Source organism: Actinomadura sp. NTSP31 (genome assembly GCF_041951385.1).
GTDB lineage: Bacteria > Actinomycetota > Actinomycetes > Streptosporangiales > Streptosporangiaceae > Spirillospora > Spirillospora napierensis.
Genome location: NZ_JBGNUT010000029.1, coordinates 67,737 through 83,991 on the forward strand (window position 1 = coordinate 67,737; position 16,255 = coordinate 83,991).

General features: G+C 69.4%; 13 protein-coding genes. 11 read left to right on the forward strand and 2 right to left on the reverse strand.

What is annotated here, in order from left to right; all coding sequences use genetic code 11:
* Positions 1-46: 46 nt before the first annotated feature.
* Both ACA514_RS36680 and ACA514_RS36685 read right to left on the reverse strand, forming a co-directional pair.
* Positions 47-1,057 (reverse strand): TRM11 family SAM-dependent methyltransferase, encoded by a 1,011-nt coding sequence (locus ACA514_RS36680; RefSeq protein WP_375045879.1) that lies wholly within the window; start codon positions 1,055-1,057, stop codon positions 47-49.
* Positions 1,054-1,965 carry a hypothetical protein gene (locus ACA514_RS36685; RefSeq protein ID WP_375045880.1) on the reverse strand — a complete coding sequence of 304 codons (912 nt, stop codon included), beginning with the start codon at positions 1,963-1,965 and terminating at the stop codon, positions 1,054-1,056. Before ACA514_RS36685 ends, ACA514_RS36680 begins: the two co-directional genes overlap by 4 nt.
* A gap of 1,000 nt (positions 1,966-2,965) precedes the next feature.
* On the opposite strand from ACA514_RS36685, the gene ACA514_RS36690 reads away from it, so the two are divergent.
* The 11 genes from ACA514_RS36690 (at position 2,966) to ACA514_RS36740 (ending at position 16,247) form a co-directional block, all read left to right on the forward strand.
* Positions 2,966-4,159: a DGQHR domain-containing protein gene (locus tag ACA514_RS36690; protein WP_375045881.1), complete on the forward strand. Its 1,194-nt coding sequence runs from the start codon at positions 2,966-2,968 to the stop codon at positions 4,157-4,159.
* Between the two features lie 64 nt (positions 4,160-4,223).
* Positions 4,224-4,871 carry an NYN domain-containing protein gene (locus tag ACA514_RS36695; protein WP_375045882.1) on the forward strand — a complete coding sequence of 216 codons (648 nt, stop codon included), beginning with the start codon at positions 4,224-4,226 and terminating at the stop codon, positions 4,869-4,871.
* 607 nt (positions 4,872-5,478) lie between these two features.
* A complete protein-coding gene (locus ACA514_RS36700; protein ID WP_375045883.1) occupies positions 5,479-6,369 on the forward strand; it encodes a hypothetical protein in 891 nt (296 codons plus the stop codon).
* A gap of 267 nt (positions 6,370-6,636) precedes the next feature.
* Positions 6,637-6,999: a pilin gene (locus tag ACA514_RS36705; protein ID WP_375045884.1), complete on the forward strand. Its 363-nt coding sequence runs from the start codon at positions 6,637-6,639 to the stop codon at positions 6,997-6,999.
* Positions 7,000-7,040: 41 nt separating this feature from the next.
* On the forward strand, positions 7,041-8,717 hold the full coding sequence (locus tag ACA514_RS36710) for a hypothetical protein (protein WP_375045885.1): 1,677 nt from the start codon (positions 7,041-7,043) through the stop codon (positions 8,715-8,717).
* The gene (locus ACA514_RS36715; RefSeq protein WP_375045886.1) at positions 8,714-9,691 is read left to right on the forward strand and encodes a PrgI family protein; all 978 of its coding nucleotides are present in this window, start codon (positions 8,714-8,716) and stop codon (positions 9,689-9,691) included. Before ACA514_RS36710 ends, ACA514_RS36715 begins: the two co-directional genes overlap by 4 nt.
* Positions 9,688-10,107: a hypothetical protein gene (locus ACA514_RS36720; protein WP_375045887.1), complete on the forward strand. Its 420-nt coding sequence runs from the start codon at positions 9,688-9,690 to the stop codon at positions 10,105-10,107. Before ACA514_RS36715 ends, ACA514_RS36720 begins: the two co-directional genes overlap by 4 nt.
* Positions 10,104-11,924 carry a VirB4 family type IV secretion system protein gene (locus tag ACA514_RS36725; protein ID WP_375045888.1) on the forward strand — a complete coding sequence of 607 codons (1,821 nt, stop codon included), beginning with the start codon at positions 10,104-10,106 and terminating at the stop codon, positions 11,922-11,924. The genes ACA514_RS36720 and ACA514_RS36725 overlap by 4 nt, the downstream gene beginning before the upstream one ends.
* Positions 11,921-14,371 carry a helicase HerA domain-containing protein gene (locus tag ACA514_RS36730; RefSeq protein WP_375045889.1) on the forward strand — a complete coding sequence of 817 codons (2,451 nt, stop codon included), beginning with the start codon at positions 11,921-11,923 and terminating at the stop codon, positions 14,369-14,371. The genes ACA514_RS36725 and ACA514_RS36730 overlap by 4 nt, the downstream gene beginning before the upstream one ends.
* Positions 14,368-15,291 carry a replication-relaxation family protein gene (locus ACA514_RS36735; RefSeq protein ID WP_375045890.1) on the forward strand — a complete coding sequence of 308 codons (924 nt, stop codon included), beginning with the start codon at positions 14,368-14,370 and terminating at the stop codon, positions 15,289-15,291. The genes ACA514_RS36730 and ACA514_RS36735 overlap by 4 nt, the downstream gene beginning before the upstream one ends.
* Entirely contained in the window at positions 15,282-16,247 is a 966-nt protein-coding gene (locus tag ACA514_RS36740; RefSeq protein ID WP_375045891.1) for an NlpC/P60 family protein, read from the forward strand. Before ACA514_RS36735 ends, ACA514_RS36740 begins: the two co-directional genes overlap by 10 nt.
* Positions 16,248-16,255 lie beyond the last annotated feature (8 nt).

Below are 16,255 nucleotides of genomic sequence, written 5' to 3' on the forward strand. Positions count from 1 at the left end.
AACTCGGGGGCCTCACCCGCTTCTCGGGTGCGCTTGCCCGGACCGCTCACCGGTGCCCTCGTCGCCGGGTGGTGGTGACGGTGGGGTAGGCGGTCGGCCGGTTCGGGTACGACGGCACACCTTCACCGTGAAGATCAAGCCCAGCTACCTCGTTCGGTGAAGCCGCCGTCCGGGTTCGGGCCTGGAACACCAGCAGGTCCTCGTGGGCCGTGGCCAAGGCTGGGATGCCGTTGTCGCGGAGACGGCGGGATTCGATCATCTGGAAGAACGAGGCGCGGGTGACGATCCGTCCGTCGCGGAGTCCGCACAGCAGGGCGGCGAACCGGTCGGCCAGGATCAGGCCGTTGTCTTCGGCGGTGGTGATGACCTGGCCCGGCAGGTCGACGAGTTCGCCGGCGACGCGGAAGGGGCGGACGGTGACCGCGATGACTCCGCCGGGGCGCAGCAGGGCCGCACATCCGGTGAGGATCTGTCCGAACCCGGTGACGAGTTCGGCGGTCGGGCGGTGGGCGAGGTTGCGGCGGTCGGTGGAGTAGCGGTTGTGGGACTTGTCGATCTTTCCGCCTCCGTTGTCTCGATCGGTTCGCACCTGCCCATGGGTGGTCGCCCCGTAGGGAGGGGAGGTCACCACGAGCGCGGCAGTGTCCGTCCGCTCGGCGAGAGCGGTGGCGATGTTGCGGGCGTCGCCGTGGACGACCTGCCCGGTGCCGGTCGCTCCCTGGGCGCGGGCATGGCGGAGGTTGCCGGCGGCCATCTGCGCGAAGCGCGCCTCGTACTCCATGCCGGTGGCATCGCGTCCCTGGTGGACGGCTTCGACCAGGGTGGTGCCGATGCCGCACATCGGGTCGACAACCAGGTCACCGGGCTCGGTGTAGGTGGCGATGACCCGAGCCGCGATCGCAGGGAGCATCTTGGCCGGGTGCGCCATCGACTCGGGCGTGTAACGCCCCTTGCGCTGGAGGCGTGAGGGCTGCTGGCCGGTGAGTAGCACAGAGGTGAACACGCGGCTGTTCACGTCCGTGTTCATGTTCATGCCGGTGTTCATGTTCGTGTTCATCGGGCGCCTCCCTGGTCGTTACCGGGTCGAGTCAGCAGGCAGACGTCGGCGTGGACACGGGCCGCCGGAGGCAGGGCTCGGGAGCGGATGTCACGGAGCTGACCGAGGTCGCCGGGGCCGGCTTGGACGAGGAGGATGTCGCCTTCGACGGGGACACGGACGGCGATGACGTGCTGGCTGTAGCGGAACCCGGCGGTGCGGGCCTGCTGGATGATCGGCGGTGCCGGGTCGACGAGACGTCCCCGGTGATGACGGGCGGTGGTGACGACCGCCAGATGTCCGCCCGGCCGCAGCAGGCGGAACGCGGCGGGCAGGAACGAACGGGTCTGGAAGGCGCTGTTGGCCAGCACGTCGGACAGGCAGGCCGGGCACCCGCCACGGGACCGAATGGCTCTTGTCCCGGTCTCGTCCGTGGTGGCGCCGGGCGTCGGCGGTGCCGCGATCACCAGGGAGACCTGGCCGAGGTGGTCGGCGATGCCGCGGTGCATCTGGTCGGCTCGGCAGGGCCGCATCTTCACGCGGCCGAGGTGGTCGGTCGGCACTGCCGCGCGGAGTTGTGTGCCGATGTAGCGGGCGAGCGGGAAGTGCGGGACGCAGGCGATGGCCCGCCGGTCGAGGTCCGCGGCGGCGTGGAGGGTTGCGGCGTTGGCGGTGAACGTCTCGACGACCACGTCCCCCTCCTGGGTGGCGGTGGTGATGAGGTGGCGGGCCAGCGCGGTGCTGATGCTGGCGCGGTGCCGGTCGCAGGTGCGGACTTGTGCGGCGCGATGCGCCGGCCCCTGGCAGTGCTGGCCGTCGCCGCGCAAGGGCTGGTCGGTGGTGTCGTCGGGGCAGAGCCAGACGGTCAGCGGCAGGAGCTGGCGCGCGCGGATCGCCGGTGTCGGCTTGGGCTGGTCGGTGTTGGTCATGCTGGGTGACCCGTGATGGTCACCCGGTCCCCTGTCACCAAGTAAGAGACCCGTCGCATGCGAACCTTGGACAACGGGCTGAGCTGGGGATCTCGCGCCGCCAGGTGTATGGGCTGCTGAAGCGGTGGCGGGCGGGTTCGGGGGTGGCGTCTGATCTGCTTCCGCGGCGGTCGAGTGGCGGTCGGGGCCGTGGCCGAACTCCGGAGGAGGGTGAGGCGCTGCTGGCCGAGGCAATCCGGTCCCGGTATCTGACTCGGCAGCGGCAGACGGTGAGCGCGGTCTACGCGGTCGTCCGGCAGTGTCGGATCCGTGGCCGTGTGGCGCCGTCGCGGGGGACGCTGGAGCGTCGGATGGCCCATCTGGATCCGGTGGCGACGACGGCGGCTCGCCACGGCGCGGATGCGGCCGGTGGTCGAGGACAACGTCGTGCCGCGACGCGACCCTGGCTGATGCCGCCCGAGCCCGCGCGGCCGGAGACCGTTGAGCTGGATCGGCGCACCCACGTGCCGAGTCGCCCTGCCGCGCCGGTCTGTTCACGCGGGGGTCTGGTTCCGGCTGCTCCGGACACTGCTCTATGAGGTCAGCATGTCGCCGTCGAAAGCGCGCCAGCGTTCACAAGCGTCCTCCACACGATCCGGGAGGCCGCCGAGACTCCCGCCACGGCCGGGCTCAGCGTCTTGGGCCCCTTTGAGGCGCTCGACAGGGACAACAAAAGGCGACGTTCCAGGCCGCCGCGATCGCCATGCAGCAAACCGAAACAGGAGTGATCACCGCGCGGGGCACCCTCGGCCCGCTGCTGACCTCTATGCCGTGGCAGCCCGTCGATGCCGGGACCCCGCCCAGCCGACCGTCCCGCGACCTGCACGACCACCACGGCATTCCCCAGCCGACGTGGACGCAGCGCTCAGTCACGTTCGCAGATCTGATACGCAGATCTGCTTGACAGATCTGCATCGCAGATCTAAATTTCAGATCTGATTCTTCGAGCGAGGGAGAGGTCATGAGCGTTCAGAGGAAGATTGAGATTTCTGGGGCGCTGTGCGTGCAGAGGGGAACCCAGATGCTCCAGGCGTTCGCCGATGCCGCCACCGTGTCGGAGCATCAGCAGATCGACATCTTCAGCCCCGACAGCCGTGAGGGGTACCAGCGGGCACCGGTCACTACCAGGGTGCGTAAGGCCGCCCGGTACTACGACGAGAAGCAGGGACGGATGCCTAACCCCCTGCTCATCAACGTCCGCAAGAAGGACATGGACGAACAGCGGGTCGCCATCGTGGTGGATGCCGACCATGCCGGCTACGAGAGGGCCCTCCGCAGGGGAGGGAACTGGATCGGCACAGGCCGTATCGCCTTCGCCGAGGACCTGGAACTGTGGATCTACGATGGCCAGCATCGCGCCGGAGGCCTCAACCAACTTCTCGACGAGCAGCAGGACGTCTACGGGGACTTCCCGGTACCGATCAGCCTCACCCTCGGCCTGGACCAGGGCGAGGAGATGAGGGAATTCTTCGAGGTCAACACCAACGCCGCCCCGGTCAAGACCGACCTGGCCTGGGAACTGCTGACCAAGATGGCCGAGGACGACCCTGAGCTCAGGGAGATGCTCGCGGCCGAGGACCGGGACTGGGTGACGCGTGCCTATGCGGTCGTGGATGAACTGGAGAAGCTCGAAGGCCCCTGGAAGGGCAGGTTCCAGGAGGCCAACCGGCGCAAGACCCGCGGCGACGGGGTGACCATCCCCAAGCCGCAGTTCGCCCGTTCCCTTAAGCCCGTCCTGGACATGCCGCTGTTCAAGCGTGCGGAAGCCGACAAGATCGCCGCGGTCATCAACGCCTACTGGACCGGCATCCGCCAGGTCATGCCCGAGCCGTTCGAAGAGCCCACCGATTTCGTCCTGCAAAAGGGCAGCGGAGCCGTCGCTCTGCACCGCGTGCTTCCGCAGGTCATCGAAGTGGTGCGCAGCACCGGCGGAGGACTCGGACAACCGAACCTGTACGCGGACGTGATGATCGACCTGCCCACACTGGAAGGCGAAGCCGTCGACAACGACGGCCAGCGGGCGATCCGGTCGGGCGCGGACTTCTGGCGGGTCTCCTCCGTCGCCTCCGGGTTCAGCGGTGACGCCGGCCGCCGGCGCTTGAGTCTTCTCATCCAGAGCCGCCTGTCCTCGCCCGCAGAGACGATCCAGCTCTGACGCTCCCGGCCACTCAATCGCAACCCGAAGATTCCGCACTCTCATATGGAGAGGACATCAGCCAGTGACCGACACAAAGCAGCCGCAGCCGTCTCCCACCGAACTGTCGCGGATCGTTCAACGCCGCAGCGGGCAGGCTACCGTTCCGGCCGCGCAAGGTGTCCTCTTCGCCTACGTCGACAACTCGAACGTCTGGATCGAGGGCCAGCGGATACAAGCCGTGCACCGGGGCCTGGCTCGCGATCCATATGACGCCATGGCCCGGAAGATCAGCGCGCCGTGGGCGTATGACTTCGGCCGCCTCTACGAGATCATGTGCCCGCTCGGCTCGAACATCGGGCGCTCGCTTCTGGTGGGCTCAAGGCCACCCCCGAACGACTCGGTATGGGACCGCGCCCGCAACGAGGGCTTCGAAGTCGACATCTTCGACCGCAACGCCTCCAATAAGGAGAAGCAGGTCGACTCCCACATCGTGACAACGATGATGGAGGACTCCTTTATCCACATGAACCCAGAGCGCGCGGACGTCGCAGTCTTGGCCGCTGGCGACGGCGACTACCTGCCAACAGTCCGGTCACTGCAGAAACGACACCTCAAGGTCAGGGTCGTGTTCTGGAAACATGCCACCAGCCGAGAACTGCGCGACACCGCTGACGAGTTCGTCGCGCTCGACCAGCGCTTCGACCGACTGACCCTGTCACCCCGAAGCTGACGACAACCCCGCGTCGAACAGTGCGGGTAGGGGCGACACCCCTGAAGATCGAAACGAAGGGCTGGCCTCCGCTCAGGAGGCCAGCCCTTCAAACTGTACGCACATGACTTCGGGAATCAGTGCAGAGGACTACGAGAACCGACAACCGTGCTCCCGCAATCCGGCGGGCGATCTCTCGTGAGCGTTTCGGACGGGGATGGCCGGACGGGGATGGAACGCCCTCTGAACATTCGCCGCGCGTGAACAGGTCGCGAACGGGTGAGCAGCAAGGAGGGCGATTCGACCGGTGGAGGCGTGTCACAAGAGGGCCGCGAAGGGTTTTGATCTTCCTTTCCCCGTCCACGCGCTGGCCTGGTGTCCATGCACGTCAGCGGGCTCTTGTTCGTTTGCCGTTGCTTGACCGCCCCGAGCCGTCGACGGCGCGCTCATGCCTGAACACATCGTGTTCACGCAGGTCACGGCGTTTCTGAGCAGACCGTGGACAGATCCGGTGTGCGGTGTCCCACCGAGGTGAACAGGCTGTGAGCTGGGAAAGTGTCCATGATCTGCTCATGGCCTCTGAGGAGATGTCGGTGTCCGATTCGGAACCGACCACTCGGGGGTCTTCATGCACACCGCCAGCGTCATCACCGCCGCCGTCCGACCGACCAGCGGCCCTGCCGTGGGCAAGGCGTCGCGCTCACGCGGCCGCACCGACATCGCCGACCGCCCGTGCGACCGCCGCACCGCGCTGGAGACCGCGCACGCGCTCACCGCCGCGGAGCGCAGCTTCGCCGCGCTGGTGCAGGGGCCGGCGCCGCTGACGGTGGACGGCGCCGCGCTCGGGCGCGGGCTGCCCGCGCGCCCGATCGATCTGCTGGAACTGCGGGCGATCCTGCTGCACCCGGCGACATGCTTCGACACCCGCGACCACGTGTGGAGAGACCTGGTCACGCAGGCCCGCCGCCACGGCTCGGACTGGATCATCGGGTGCGTGGGCGTCGCACTGCCGGGGTTGAAGGCGGTCGTGCGTGACCGGCTCGTCCACCTGGACTACGACCCCGAGGTCGGTACCGCGCGGGTCGCCGGGGACCTGGTGACGGCGTTCTACCACGCGCTGCTGCGCGTGGATTTGAACCGGCCGAAGGTCGCACAGCGGCTCGTGTCGCAGTCGGCCCAGACTGTCGTGCGCGCCTACCGGCCGAAGGTGCGGACGGTGCCGGTCGACCCGTACACCATGGCCGAACTGGACCCGTCGGCCGCCTCCACCGGCGGGCACCCGGAGATGCTGCTGGACTCGGCGGTGCGCCAGGGCGTCATCACGGCGCAGGACGCCGAGATCATCGCGGTGACTCGGCTGGAGAAGGTGCCCCCGGCGGAGCTGGCCGAACGCCTGGGAACGTCCTACACCGCGCTGATGAAGCGCCGCCGCCGTGCCGAGCTGCGGCTCGTCGAGGCGATGCGCGACGAGGGCCTTCGAGACGACATCGAGTACCTGATGTCCACAACCGGGGTCTGAGGGGTCCCTTCCTTGTTGAGAGGAACCGCAGGGGCGAGGACGAGGCCGGGCCGGATGTTCACCCGGTCCCCGCCGTCCGACCATCCGCCGAGTGCCTTCGAAGGAGGACACCCGTAAGGCCCGGCCCCGTCTTCGCCCCGCGGTCCTCTCTCCATCAACAGCCGTTCGCTGTCCGCGCGTCTCGTCGCCGCATCGTGCTCGTGTCTGGAGGGCTCCCAGTTGAGCGTCCGCCCGTCGTCCGTTCTTCTTTCGTTCCGCCGGCCCCGTGTGGGCAAGGTGCGGCTGGCCGCCGCCGTCCTTGTCGGCTGCGTGGGTCTGGTGCTGTCCACCGTGGTGGTGGCGGTCACGCTGACCTCGGCTGCCCAAGCCGGTGCCGGTCCGGTCGTGCTGGCCGGAAATGCTCGCCTTGAGCAGGTGATCGGCAACCTGCGCAATGTCATCGTCGGTCTGCTGGTCGCGCTGGCCACGCTGTTCGCCACGATCGGCGGTGTCCGCTACCTGCTGGCCGGGGGCGACCCCGGCGAGGCCGAGGCGGGAAAGCGGACGCTGCGCAATGCCGCGATCGGGTACGGGATCGCGGCGCTGGCGCCGGTGCTGGTTCAGCTCCTGCAGTACATCGTCGGGTCCTGACCATGCGCGCTTCCTTGAGGAAGGGTCCGCGCAGGGCTGCCGTGATCGGTGTCGTCCTGGTGGCAGGTGCCTGCCTGCTGAGCTCAGCCGGGCACGCTGATACGGCTGCGTCTCCGCCCCAGCCGTCGCCGTCTCCGGCGCCGAGCGTCGCCCCGTCCTCATCGCCTTCGGGCTCACCGACCGCAGCGCCGTCCATCGAGACGCCGTCCACTTCACCGAGCGGCACCGACACCGGCGACGGAGCCTCGACCGGCGACGGCAAGGACGAATGCGGCTGGATCGATGTCGGCTGCAAGGCCAAGCAGGCCATCACGGGCTGGTTCCAAGCCTTGGCCAGCGGCGCTCTCAAACCGGTGATGGGGACCCTGGCGGCGACGCAGTTCTCCACACCCGAGATCGGGTCGGCGCCGATGAGGCAGGCCGAGCAGATCTGGGGCACCGCGCTGGCGATCGCCGACACCTGCTTCGTGCTGCTGGTGATCCTCGCCGGCGTGATGCTGATGGCCGGACAGACCGTCGCGGGCGAAAGCTCACCGGGCCAGACCGCGGTGCGTCTGGTGACCGCGTTCATCGCGATGAACACCAGCCTCATCTGGATCGGCTACGGCATCCAGTTCGCCAACGGTCTCGCCACCGCCATCTTGATGAACGGCACCGACAAGATCGACCCCGACCAGGCCGGACGGGTACTCGCCGAGGGCATCGAAGCGTCCATCAACACCGGCGGCGCCTTCTACACCATCGTCTCCCTGATCACGGTGATCCTCGCGGCTGTCCTGCTGTTCGGGTACGTGATGCGCCTGGCCATCATCATGGTCCTCATCGGACTGGCCCCCGTCGCGCTGATGTTCCACGCCCTGTCGCTGACGGACGGTCTGGCGCGGCTGTGGTGGCGAGGAATCTCCGGCATGCTGGCGATCCAGGTCTGCCAGTCGTTCGTGTTCATCACGGCGATGCGGCTGCTGTTGTCCCAGCACAGCGACAACAACCATCCCTTCTTCGGGGTTCCGACCGAGCAGGCCGAACTGATCGACCTACTGCTGGTCATCGCGCTGCTGTACATGCTGATCCGCATACCCCGCTGGGTCGCCCGGACGGTCTGGCAGTCCGCGCAGCCGAGGACGCTCCAGCGACTCGTCAGGACTCTGCTGGTCTACAAGGTGTTCGGCGCCGTCAACAACGCGGCCGGACGAGTGCTGCGGGGCACGAAGACCCCGCATGCCGCTGCGGGCGGTGCCAGGGCCGGCCGCCCTGGCCCTGGTGGTGGAGGGCATCGGAACCGTGGTCCCCACGGCGGCCCGCACGGGGGTCCCCACGGCGGCGGCCCCAACAGTCCGAGCGGCGGGCCCGGCTCGCAACCCGATCGCGGTGGCGCGCACGGCGCGCGCCCCCACGAACGACGCGGTCCCGATCGCAGGCACCGTCCCCGCTCCGCATCCGACCCCACGTCAGGCACCAGGCCCCGCAACGGGCCGTTCGCGGCCGGACGCACGCATACCGGTAGGTCGCCGCGTCCTGATCACCGCGCCGCCCCACGGGCCCGGACAGCACGCCGCCCGGCCCCGCAGGACGGCCCTACCCGACCACACCCGCGCATCCCGACACCATTGCCCACCCGGCCCTATCGGCGCGCTGAGAACCCGCGCCGTCCGGCGCCGCGCCGTTTCGTGCGGCTCGATCCACCGCGACGAAGCCGCTACGGCAGGAGGAGCCGTTGAACGACGACTACGAGCCGTTGTCGGCCCGCATCCCTGCCGACGTCGAGCAACCCGACAAGATCATGTATGGGCTCACCGGCCGTCAGGTCGCCATTCTCGGTGCGACCGCCCTGATAGCGGTGTCGGTCTTCACGGCCACCGCGCCCGTCCTGCCGGTCCCGGTCGCCGCCGGTCTGTGCTTCCCGCTGGTGACGGCCGGGTGTTCGCTCGCGCTCGGCCGCCGCAACGGCATGGGCTTGGACCGTTTCGCGCTCACCGCCCTTGATCACCTCCGGCGTCGCCGGACGCTGGTCGCCGCGCCCGAGGAGGTATCGGCGCCTCCGGCGTGGTGCCGGGTGCACGGCAGGCTTCCGGGCCCGCTGCGGTTCCCGGTTCGCGCGATCCGTCAAGACGGCGTGATGGAGCTGGACGGCGGCGCGACCGCCGTCCTCGTCCGGGCAGGGACCATGTCGCTCGGGTTGCGCACCGCGGCCGAACAGGCGGCGCTGGTCGGGTTCTTCGGACGGTGGTTGAACTCACTGGAGTCCCCGGTGCAGATCGTCGTCCAGGCGCGCCCCGTCGATCTGTCTGAACTCACCGAACGGGTAGCCGAAGCCGCTCCTGACCTGCCGCATCCCGCTTTGCGGCAAGCGGCTGAGGGCCACGCCGCCTTCCTCGATGAACTGGGCGCCTCCCGGAACCTGCTGATGCGCGAGGTGCTGATCGTGCTGCGCGAGCAGCCCCTTCCCGGAACATCCGGTGCCGGACGCCGAGGCCGAGCCCGCGAGACGAGCGCCGCAATCGTCGCGCGCCGCGCCATCGACACCGTCCGGGCCTTGACCGGCTTCGGAATCAGCGCCGACGCCCTGGACGCCGACGAATGCGTCCGTGTGCTCTCCGAGGCGTTCTCACCCAGCGAGGCGCGCCCTGCGCCATCCGCCGACCTCGATCAGCCCATCACCGGCGACCACACGACCGAGGAGCTCCAGCCGTGACGCAATTCCACCGCCGTCCCCAGCCCGAAGACCTAACCGACTTGGCCGCCGGGCTCCGCGCGGCCGCGCAGGGGTTCTGCGGCGAAGTCGCCGCGGTAGATCTGCTGATCGCGCACCGTTTCTGGTTCACCCGCGAGGACTTCCGCGAACACTTCATCCACTCCGCTCCAGCGGACAGCATCAAGCCCGTCTTGGCGTGGGTGCGGTGGACAGCCGCCGCCACTGCCTTCAATTCCGGGCGGCTGGCTTGCTCGTCCGGCGAGGCCGCCGTCCTGCTGATCGCCATCGCCCTGGCGACCGGCGGCCGGTTCCCCGCCTCCGCGCTGAGCAGTCTCGACCGCGAGAACTTCGCCCACGTCCTCACCGCGACCGTCCGCGCTGGCGGCCACAAGAACGCCCGCGTGGAGATCCGATGACCCGCCCTTCTCTGGCCCGCGCGGTCTTCTCGCGGATAGCCGGCGCCTCCCTGGCTTCTCCCCCGGGCCCCGGCGAGGCGGGGCCCGCTGACCTGGGCGACCTCCTGGCGCCGTCCGCACTGCGGATCAACGCCTCGTCCCTCGACCTTCCGGACGGGTGCTGCGCATCGTTCGGGGTCACCGGGTATCCGCGCGAGGTCGGCGCAGGCTGGCTGGAGCCGCTGCTCACCTACCCCGGACGTCTCGACGTCTCGCTGCACATCGAGCCGATCCCGCCGCTGATCGCCGCGCAACGACTCCGGCGACAGCTGGCGCGGCTGGAGTCCAGCGCCCGCGCGAACGCCGAGGCCGGACGGTTGGCCGACTTCAACGTCGAGGCCGCCGCCGACGACGCCGCCGAGCTGGCATCCTCGCTGGCCCGCGGTCACGGCCGTCTCTTCCGTGTCGGGCTCTACCTGACCGTCCACGCCCTGGACGCCGCCGAATTGGAAGGCGAGGTTCAGCAGGTGCGGGCGCTGGCCGGGTCGCTGCTGCTCGATGCCCAACCCACGACCTTCCGGGCGTTGCAGGGCTGGACGACCACCCTGCCGCTCGGAGTCGACACCATCCGGCAGCGCCGCACCTTCGACACCGAAGCGTTGGCGGCCTCGTTCCCGTTCGCCTCACCCGACCTCAACGCCCCCGCCGGGTCCACCGGTGTTCTCTATGGCGTCAACGTCGCCAGCTCCGGCGTGGTGGTTTGGGACCGGTTCTCCCAGGACAACCACAACTCCGTCGTCCTGGCCCGTTCGGGCGCGGGCAAAAGCTACTTCACCAAACTCGAAGCGCTCCGCCTGCTCTATCACGGGGTCGAGGTGTCGGTGATCGACCCCGAAGACGAGTATCGTGCACTGGCCGAGACCACTGGCGGCACCCACCTCGCTCTCGGCGCCTCAGGGGTCGCCTTCAACCCGTTCGATCTGCCCATCGACCAGGGCGACGACACCTTGATCCGGCGAGCGCTGTTCACTCAGACGCTCGTGGCCGCCATGCTCGGCGAGCCGCTGAAATCGTCCGCCCGGCCTGCGCTTGACCGCGCCGTGCTGGCCGCCTACGCAGCCAAGGGCATCACCTTCGACCCGGCGACCTGGACGCGTCCGGCGCCGTTGCTGGCCGACCTGGTGGAACAGCTGTCGATCAGCTCCCATCCCGAAGGCGTAGAGATCGCCGACCGTCTCAACCCCTACGTCGCCGGGTCCTACAAGGAGCTGTTCGCGCAGGCGACGACGACCCGTCCGGACGGGCATCTGGTGGTGTTCTCGCTGCGGGCCCTCCCCGAAGAGGTCAAATCCGTCGGGGTGCTGCTGGCGCTGGACACGATCTGGCGCAAGGTCGCCAACCCGGCCGACCGGCGACCCCGCCTCGTCATCGTGGACGAGGCGTGGATGCTGATGAAGGAAGCCGAAGGCGCCCGCTTCCTCTACCGGCTCGCCAAGTCCGCTCGCAAGCACTGGGCCGGGCTGACCGTCGTCACCCAGGACGCCGCCGACCTGCTCGCCTCCGACCTCGGGCGCGCCGTCGTCGCCAACTCCGCGACCCAGATCCTGCTCCGCCAGGCACCCCAGGCCATCACCGCCGTCGGTGACGCGTTCGGCCTCTCCGAGGGCGAACGCGCGTTCCTGCTGTCGGCCGAGCGCGGAGAGGGCCTCTTATGTGGTGGCAACGCCGGCGATAGGGCAGCTTTCGGCGCCATCTCCTCATCCGAAGAACACAAGGTCATCACAACGAACCCGGCCGAGTTGCTCGACCGCGAGGACGGAGAGGACGACCCGCTGTGACCTCCTCAAACGACGTACCGGAATGGACGCACATCTTCGACCAGGTCGGGCACATCCCCACCGTCCTCGGCCACTATGCACCCGCCCTCGCCGTCATGACAGGCGCGGCAGCCGTGCTGTTCACAGGGGGACGCGAACTTGTGCGCAGAGCCCGGGCCCGCCGGTTCGCCTGCGACGCCCGGCTGGTGACGGTGTCGGTACCGCCACAGGTCGATCCGGCCAGCGCGCCCGCCTGGTGGGCCCACCAGACCGGCCTGCTCGCCCCCGCGTGGAGACGCTGGCTCTTCGGCCAACCGCATCTGGCCTTCGAATACGTCGCCAGCGCCGCCGGCGTCCGCTTCCAGGTCTGGGTTCCCAACGCGGTACCGCCCGGCATGGTCGAAGACACCATCCGAGCCGCCTGGCCAGGCGCCACCACCACGACCCGACCGGCGCAGCCTCCCATCCCGCTGCTCACACCGACGACTGGAGGGCGGCTGGTGCTGTCGCGGGAGGACTCCTTTCCGCTGAAGACCGATCACCGGACAGACCCGATTCGTTCCCTGCTCGGCGCGGTCTCCGGGCTCAAAGACGGCCAGTACGCCGCCGTCCAGATCCTCGCCCGTCCGGTCACCGGCCGGCGTCTCGCACGAGCGCACCACGTCGCCACAAGGCTCAAGGGCGGGGCCTCGACTTCATCCCGAGGCTTCTTCTTCGACCTGCTCACACCCGGTGCACACACCAACGTCGCCGACCGCCCGTCCCGTATTGCCACTACGCATCCCGAGCGCGCCGAGCAGATCCGCGCGGTCCTGGCCAAGGCGACGCAACCGCGGTTCGAAGTCGACATCCGATACGCCGTCAGCACCGACCAGACGCCCCGCGCGGACAAGTGGCTACCCGGACGAGCCCACGCTCTCGCATCCGTCGCCGCGCTGTACGCCTCCGGGCACCAGCACCTTCGCCGCCGTAAGCTGCGCAATCCCACTACGGTCCTGGACTCGCGGCGGCTCGGCCGGGGGTATTTCCTCGGCGCGGACGAACTGGCGGCACTCGCGCACCTCCCCTTGGACGCGGACGCACCCGCCATCACCCGCGCGGGCGCCCGCCCCGTCGCACCGTCACCCGACGTCCCCACCGGCTCCGACACCGCACACGGGCCCGGCCGCGTGCTGGGCGATGCCGACGCGGGCCACCCGCGCCCCGTCGCGCTACCCGTCATCGGAGCCCGCCAACACGTCCACGTCCTGGGACAGACCGGCGTCGGCAAATCAACCCTGCTCGCCTCGCTGGTCCTGGCCGACGCCCGCGACGGCCGAGGCGCGCTGGTCATCGACCCCAAAGGCGACCTCATCGCGGACGTCCTCGACCGGCTGCCCGCCCGCATGGCGGGCCGGACGGTGGTGTTCGACCCGTCCGGCCCGGCACCGCCGCCCTCGGTCGGCATCCTGTCCGGTCCCGACCCGGCATTCGCCGTCGACTCGGTCGTCTCGATCTTCCATCGCTGCTTCCGCTCCTCATGGGGCCCACGACTGGACGACCTGCTCCGCTCGGCCTGCCTGAGCCTCATGCACGCCCACGGCCCCCGCGCCACCCTCGCCCAAATCCCGCAGCTTCTCACTGACACCGCCTTCCGCGCCCGCGTCGTCGGCCGCCTCTCCGACGACCTCCTCCAAGGGTTCTGGGCCGGCTACGACGAACTGTCACCCGCCGGACGCGCAGCCGCGATCGGCCCTGTGATGAACAAACTCCGCGCCGTCCTGCTGCGCCCGTTCGTCCACCAAGCGCTGTCGGCAACCGGCTCGACCGTCGACCTGGCCCGCCACCTCGACGACAGCGGCCTCGTCCTGGCCCGCCTCCCCAAAGGCGTGCTCGGCGAGGACGCCGCCCGCCTCATGGGCTCACTCCTGCTCGCTCACACCTGGCAGGGCATCACCCGCCGCGCCGACCTACCCGAGGAGCAGCGTCCGGACTCGGCCGCCTACATCGACGAGTGCCACAACTTCCTCAACCTGCCCGGCTCGGTCTCCGACATCCTCGCCGAGGCCCGCGGCTACCGCCTCTCCCTCGTCCTGGCCCACCAGCACCTGTCCCAACTGCCCAAAGACCTGCGCGACGCCGTCTCCGCCGACGCCCGCAACAAGATCTACTTCGCCGCCTCACCCGAAGACGCCACCGACCTCGCCCGCCACGTCGGCCCCGTTCTGTCCGCACACGACCTCGCCCACCTCGGCGCCTACCAAGCCACCGGACGCCTCGTCACCGCCGGCCAACCCACCGGGGCCTTCACCTTCCGCACCCGCCCACTCAGCGACCCGATCCCCGGCCGCGCCGACCACATCCGCGCCGCCTCACGCCAACGCTTCACACCCCGCGTGACCACGACCAAATCCACCAGCGACAAGAACACCCGCCTGTCAGCCGATCCGCGCGCCGAGATTCCGACCGAGGAGGGCCGCCCGCAGTGACCAAGACCATCCGCCACCGCCGAATGCCCAACACGTCCTCACGCGCGACACCCGAACTCTTCCTCGAACTCCGCAACCGCCTCACCGGCCGCGACCACGCCATCCTCGAACTGATCTGGGAACACCGCGTCCTCACCACCCACCAGATAGCCGCGATCTTCTTCACCACACCCGGCAAGGCCCGCGACCGCCTCCTGCAACTGTTCCGCCTCAAAGCCCTTGAACGCTTCCAGCCCTGGGTTCCGGTCGGGGCCGCGCCGTACCACTGGGTCCTCGGTCCGCTCGGCGCGCAGGTTCTGGCCGCCCATCGCGACACCACCTTCGCCGCGCTCGGCTACCGCCGCACCACCGCCCTGCAGATCAGCCACTCCCGCCACCTCGCCCACCAGGTCGGCGTCAACGAGTTCTTCACCCAGCTCCACGCCCACAGCCGCCGCACACCCGACGCCCACCTCGACAAGTGGTGGTCCGAACGCCGCTGCATCCGACTATGGGGAGACCTCGCCCGCCCCGACGCCTACGGCCGCTGGACCGAGACCACGACCAACGGCCAGGGGCCGGCAACGGTCGACTTCTTCCTCGAACACGACACCGGCAGTGTCACTCTCGCCAAGGTCGCCGCCAAGCTCAACGGCTACGACGCCCTCTCCGAAGCAACCGGCATCACCACACCCGTCCTGTTCTGGCTCCCCAGCGCCCGCCGCGAGACCCACCTCCAGGCGCTCCTCGGGACGCCACCGTTCCCCGTCGCCACCGCCGTCCACACACCCGCCAATGATCCCGGTGGCGGCCCCGCCGGACCCGTGTGGCTACCGGCAGGACGGGACGGCCCCCGCCGCCGCCTGGCCGAACTGGCGGCCACGCCGCCGCACGCGCCCGAACCCCGTACAGACAGCGCGGAGGACGCCGGTTGCCGATAGTCGCGCTCCTGGTCGCCCTCGTCGTCCTGGTGGTCGTCCTCATCGGCGCCGTCACCGGCTCCACGCCCCAACCCGACACATGCGAAACACAGGTCAACGGCCCGCCGGTCGCCGGAATCCCCGCCACCTACCTCACCCTCTACCGCAAAGCCGCAGCCGACTACGGCATCCCCTGGGAGATCCTCGCCGCCGTCGGATCCATCGAGTCCGACCACGGAAGCTCCACAGCACCCGGCATCCACTCCGGCGAAAACCATGCGCGCGCGGGAGGCCCCATGCAGTTCCTATCCGCCACCTGGGCCGGCTACGGCGTTGACGGCAACCACGACGGTAAGAAGAACCGCTACGACCCGGCAGACGCGATCCCCGCAGCCGCCAACTACCTGCGCCACAACGGCGCACCGCCCAAGATGCGCGCCGCCCTGTTCGCCTACAACCACAGCAATACCTACGTCGACAATGTCCTCAACCGCGCCCGCAAGTACAAGACCACACCCACCACCCCCACGAACGCCTCATTACCAGCCGAGTGCGCAGAGGCGGCCGCCGTCACCGCACCCAACGCCACCATGGCAAAGATCATCGCCTTCGCCATGGCCCAGCGCGGCAAGCCCTACGTCTTCGGCGCTGCCGGCCCCAACGCCTGGGACTGCTCCAGCCTCGTCCAAGCCGCCTACGCCGCCGCCGGCCTCACCATCCCACGCACCACCTTCGCCCAATGGCCCTTCGGCGTCCGCATCCCCAAGACCGCGACCCAACCCGGCGACCTGGTCTTCTTCAACTCCGGCCCCGGCACCTCCACCACCACACCAGGCCACGTCGGCCTCGCCATCGGCAACGGCCAAATGATCGCCGCCCGCTGCTCCACCTGCCACCCAGCCATCGGCGTAGAGACCTACCACCGCCCCAACTGGATCGGCACCACGCGCCCCCTCCTCAACAAGGTCCGAAGATGACCTCCAAC

Bases quoted from the DNA above. Each gene is read 5' to 3' on its own strand.
- ACA514_RS36685 (WP_375045880.1), bottom strand. From the start codon at position 1,965: ATGACCAACACCGACCAGCCCAAGCCGACACCGGCGATCCGCGCGCGC.
- ACA514_RS36690 (WP_375045881.1), top strand. From the start codon at position 2,966: ATGAGCGTTCAGAGGAAGATTGAGATTTCTGGGGCGCTGTGCGTGCAG.
- ACA514_RS36725 (WP_375045888.1), top strand. From the start codon at position 10,104: ATGACCCGCCCTTCTCTGGCCCGCGCGGTCTTCTCGCGGATAGCCGGC.
- ACA514_RS36680 (WP_375045879.1), bottom strand. From the start codon at position 1,057: ATGAACACGAACATGAACACCGGCATGAACATGAACACGGACGTGAAC.
- ACA514_RS36700 (WP_375045883.1), top strand. From the start codon at position 5,479: ATGCACACCGCCAGCGTCATCACCGCCGCCGTCCGACCGACCAGCGGC.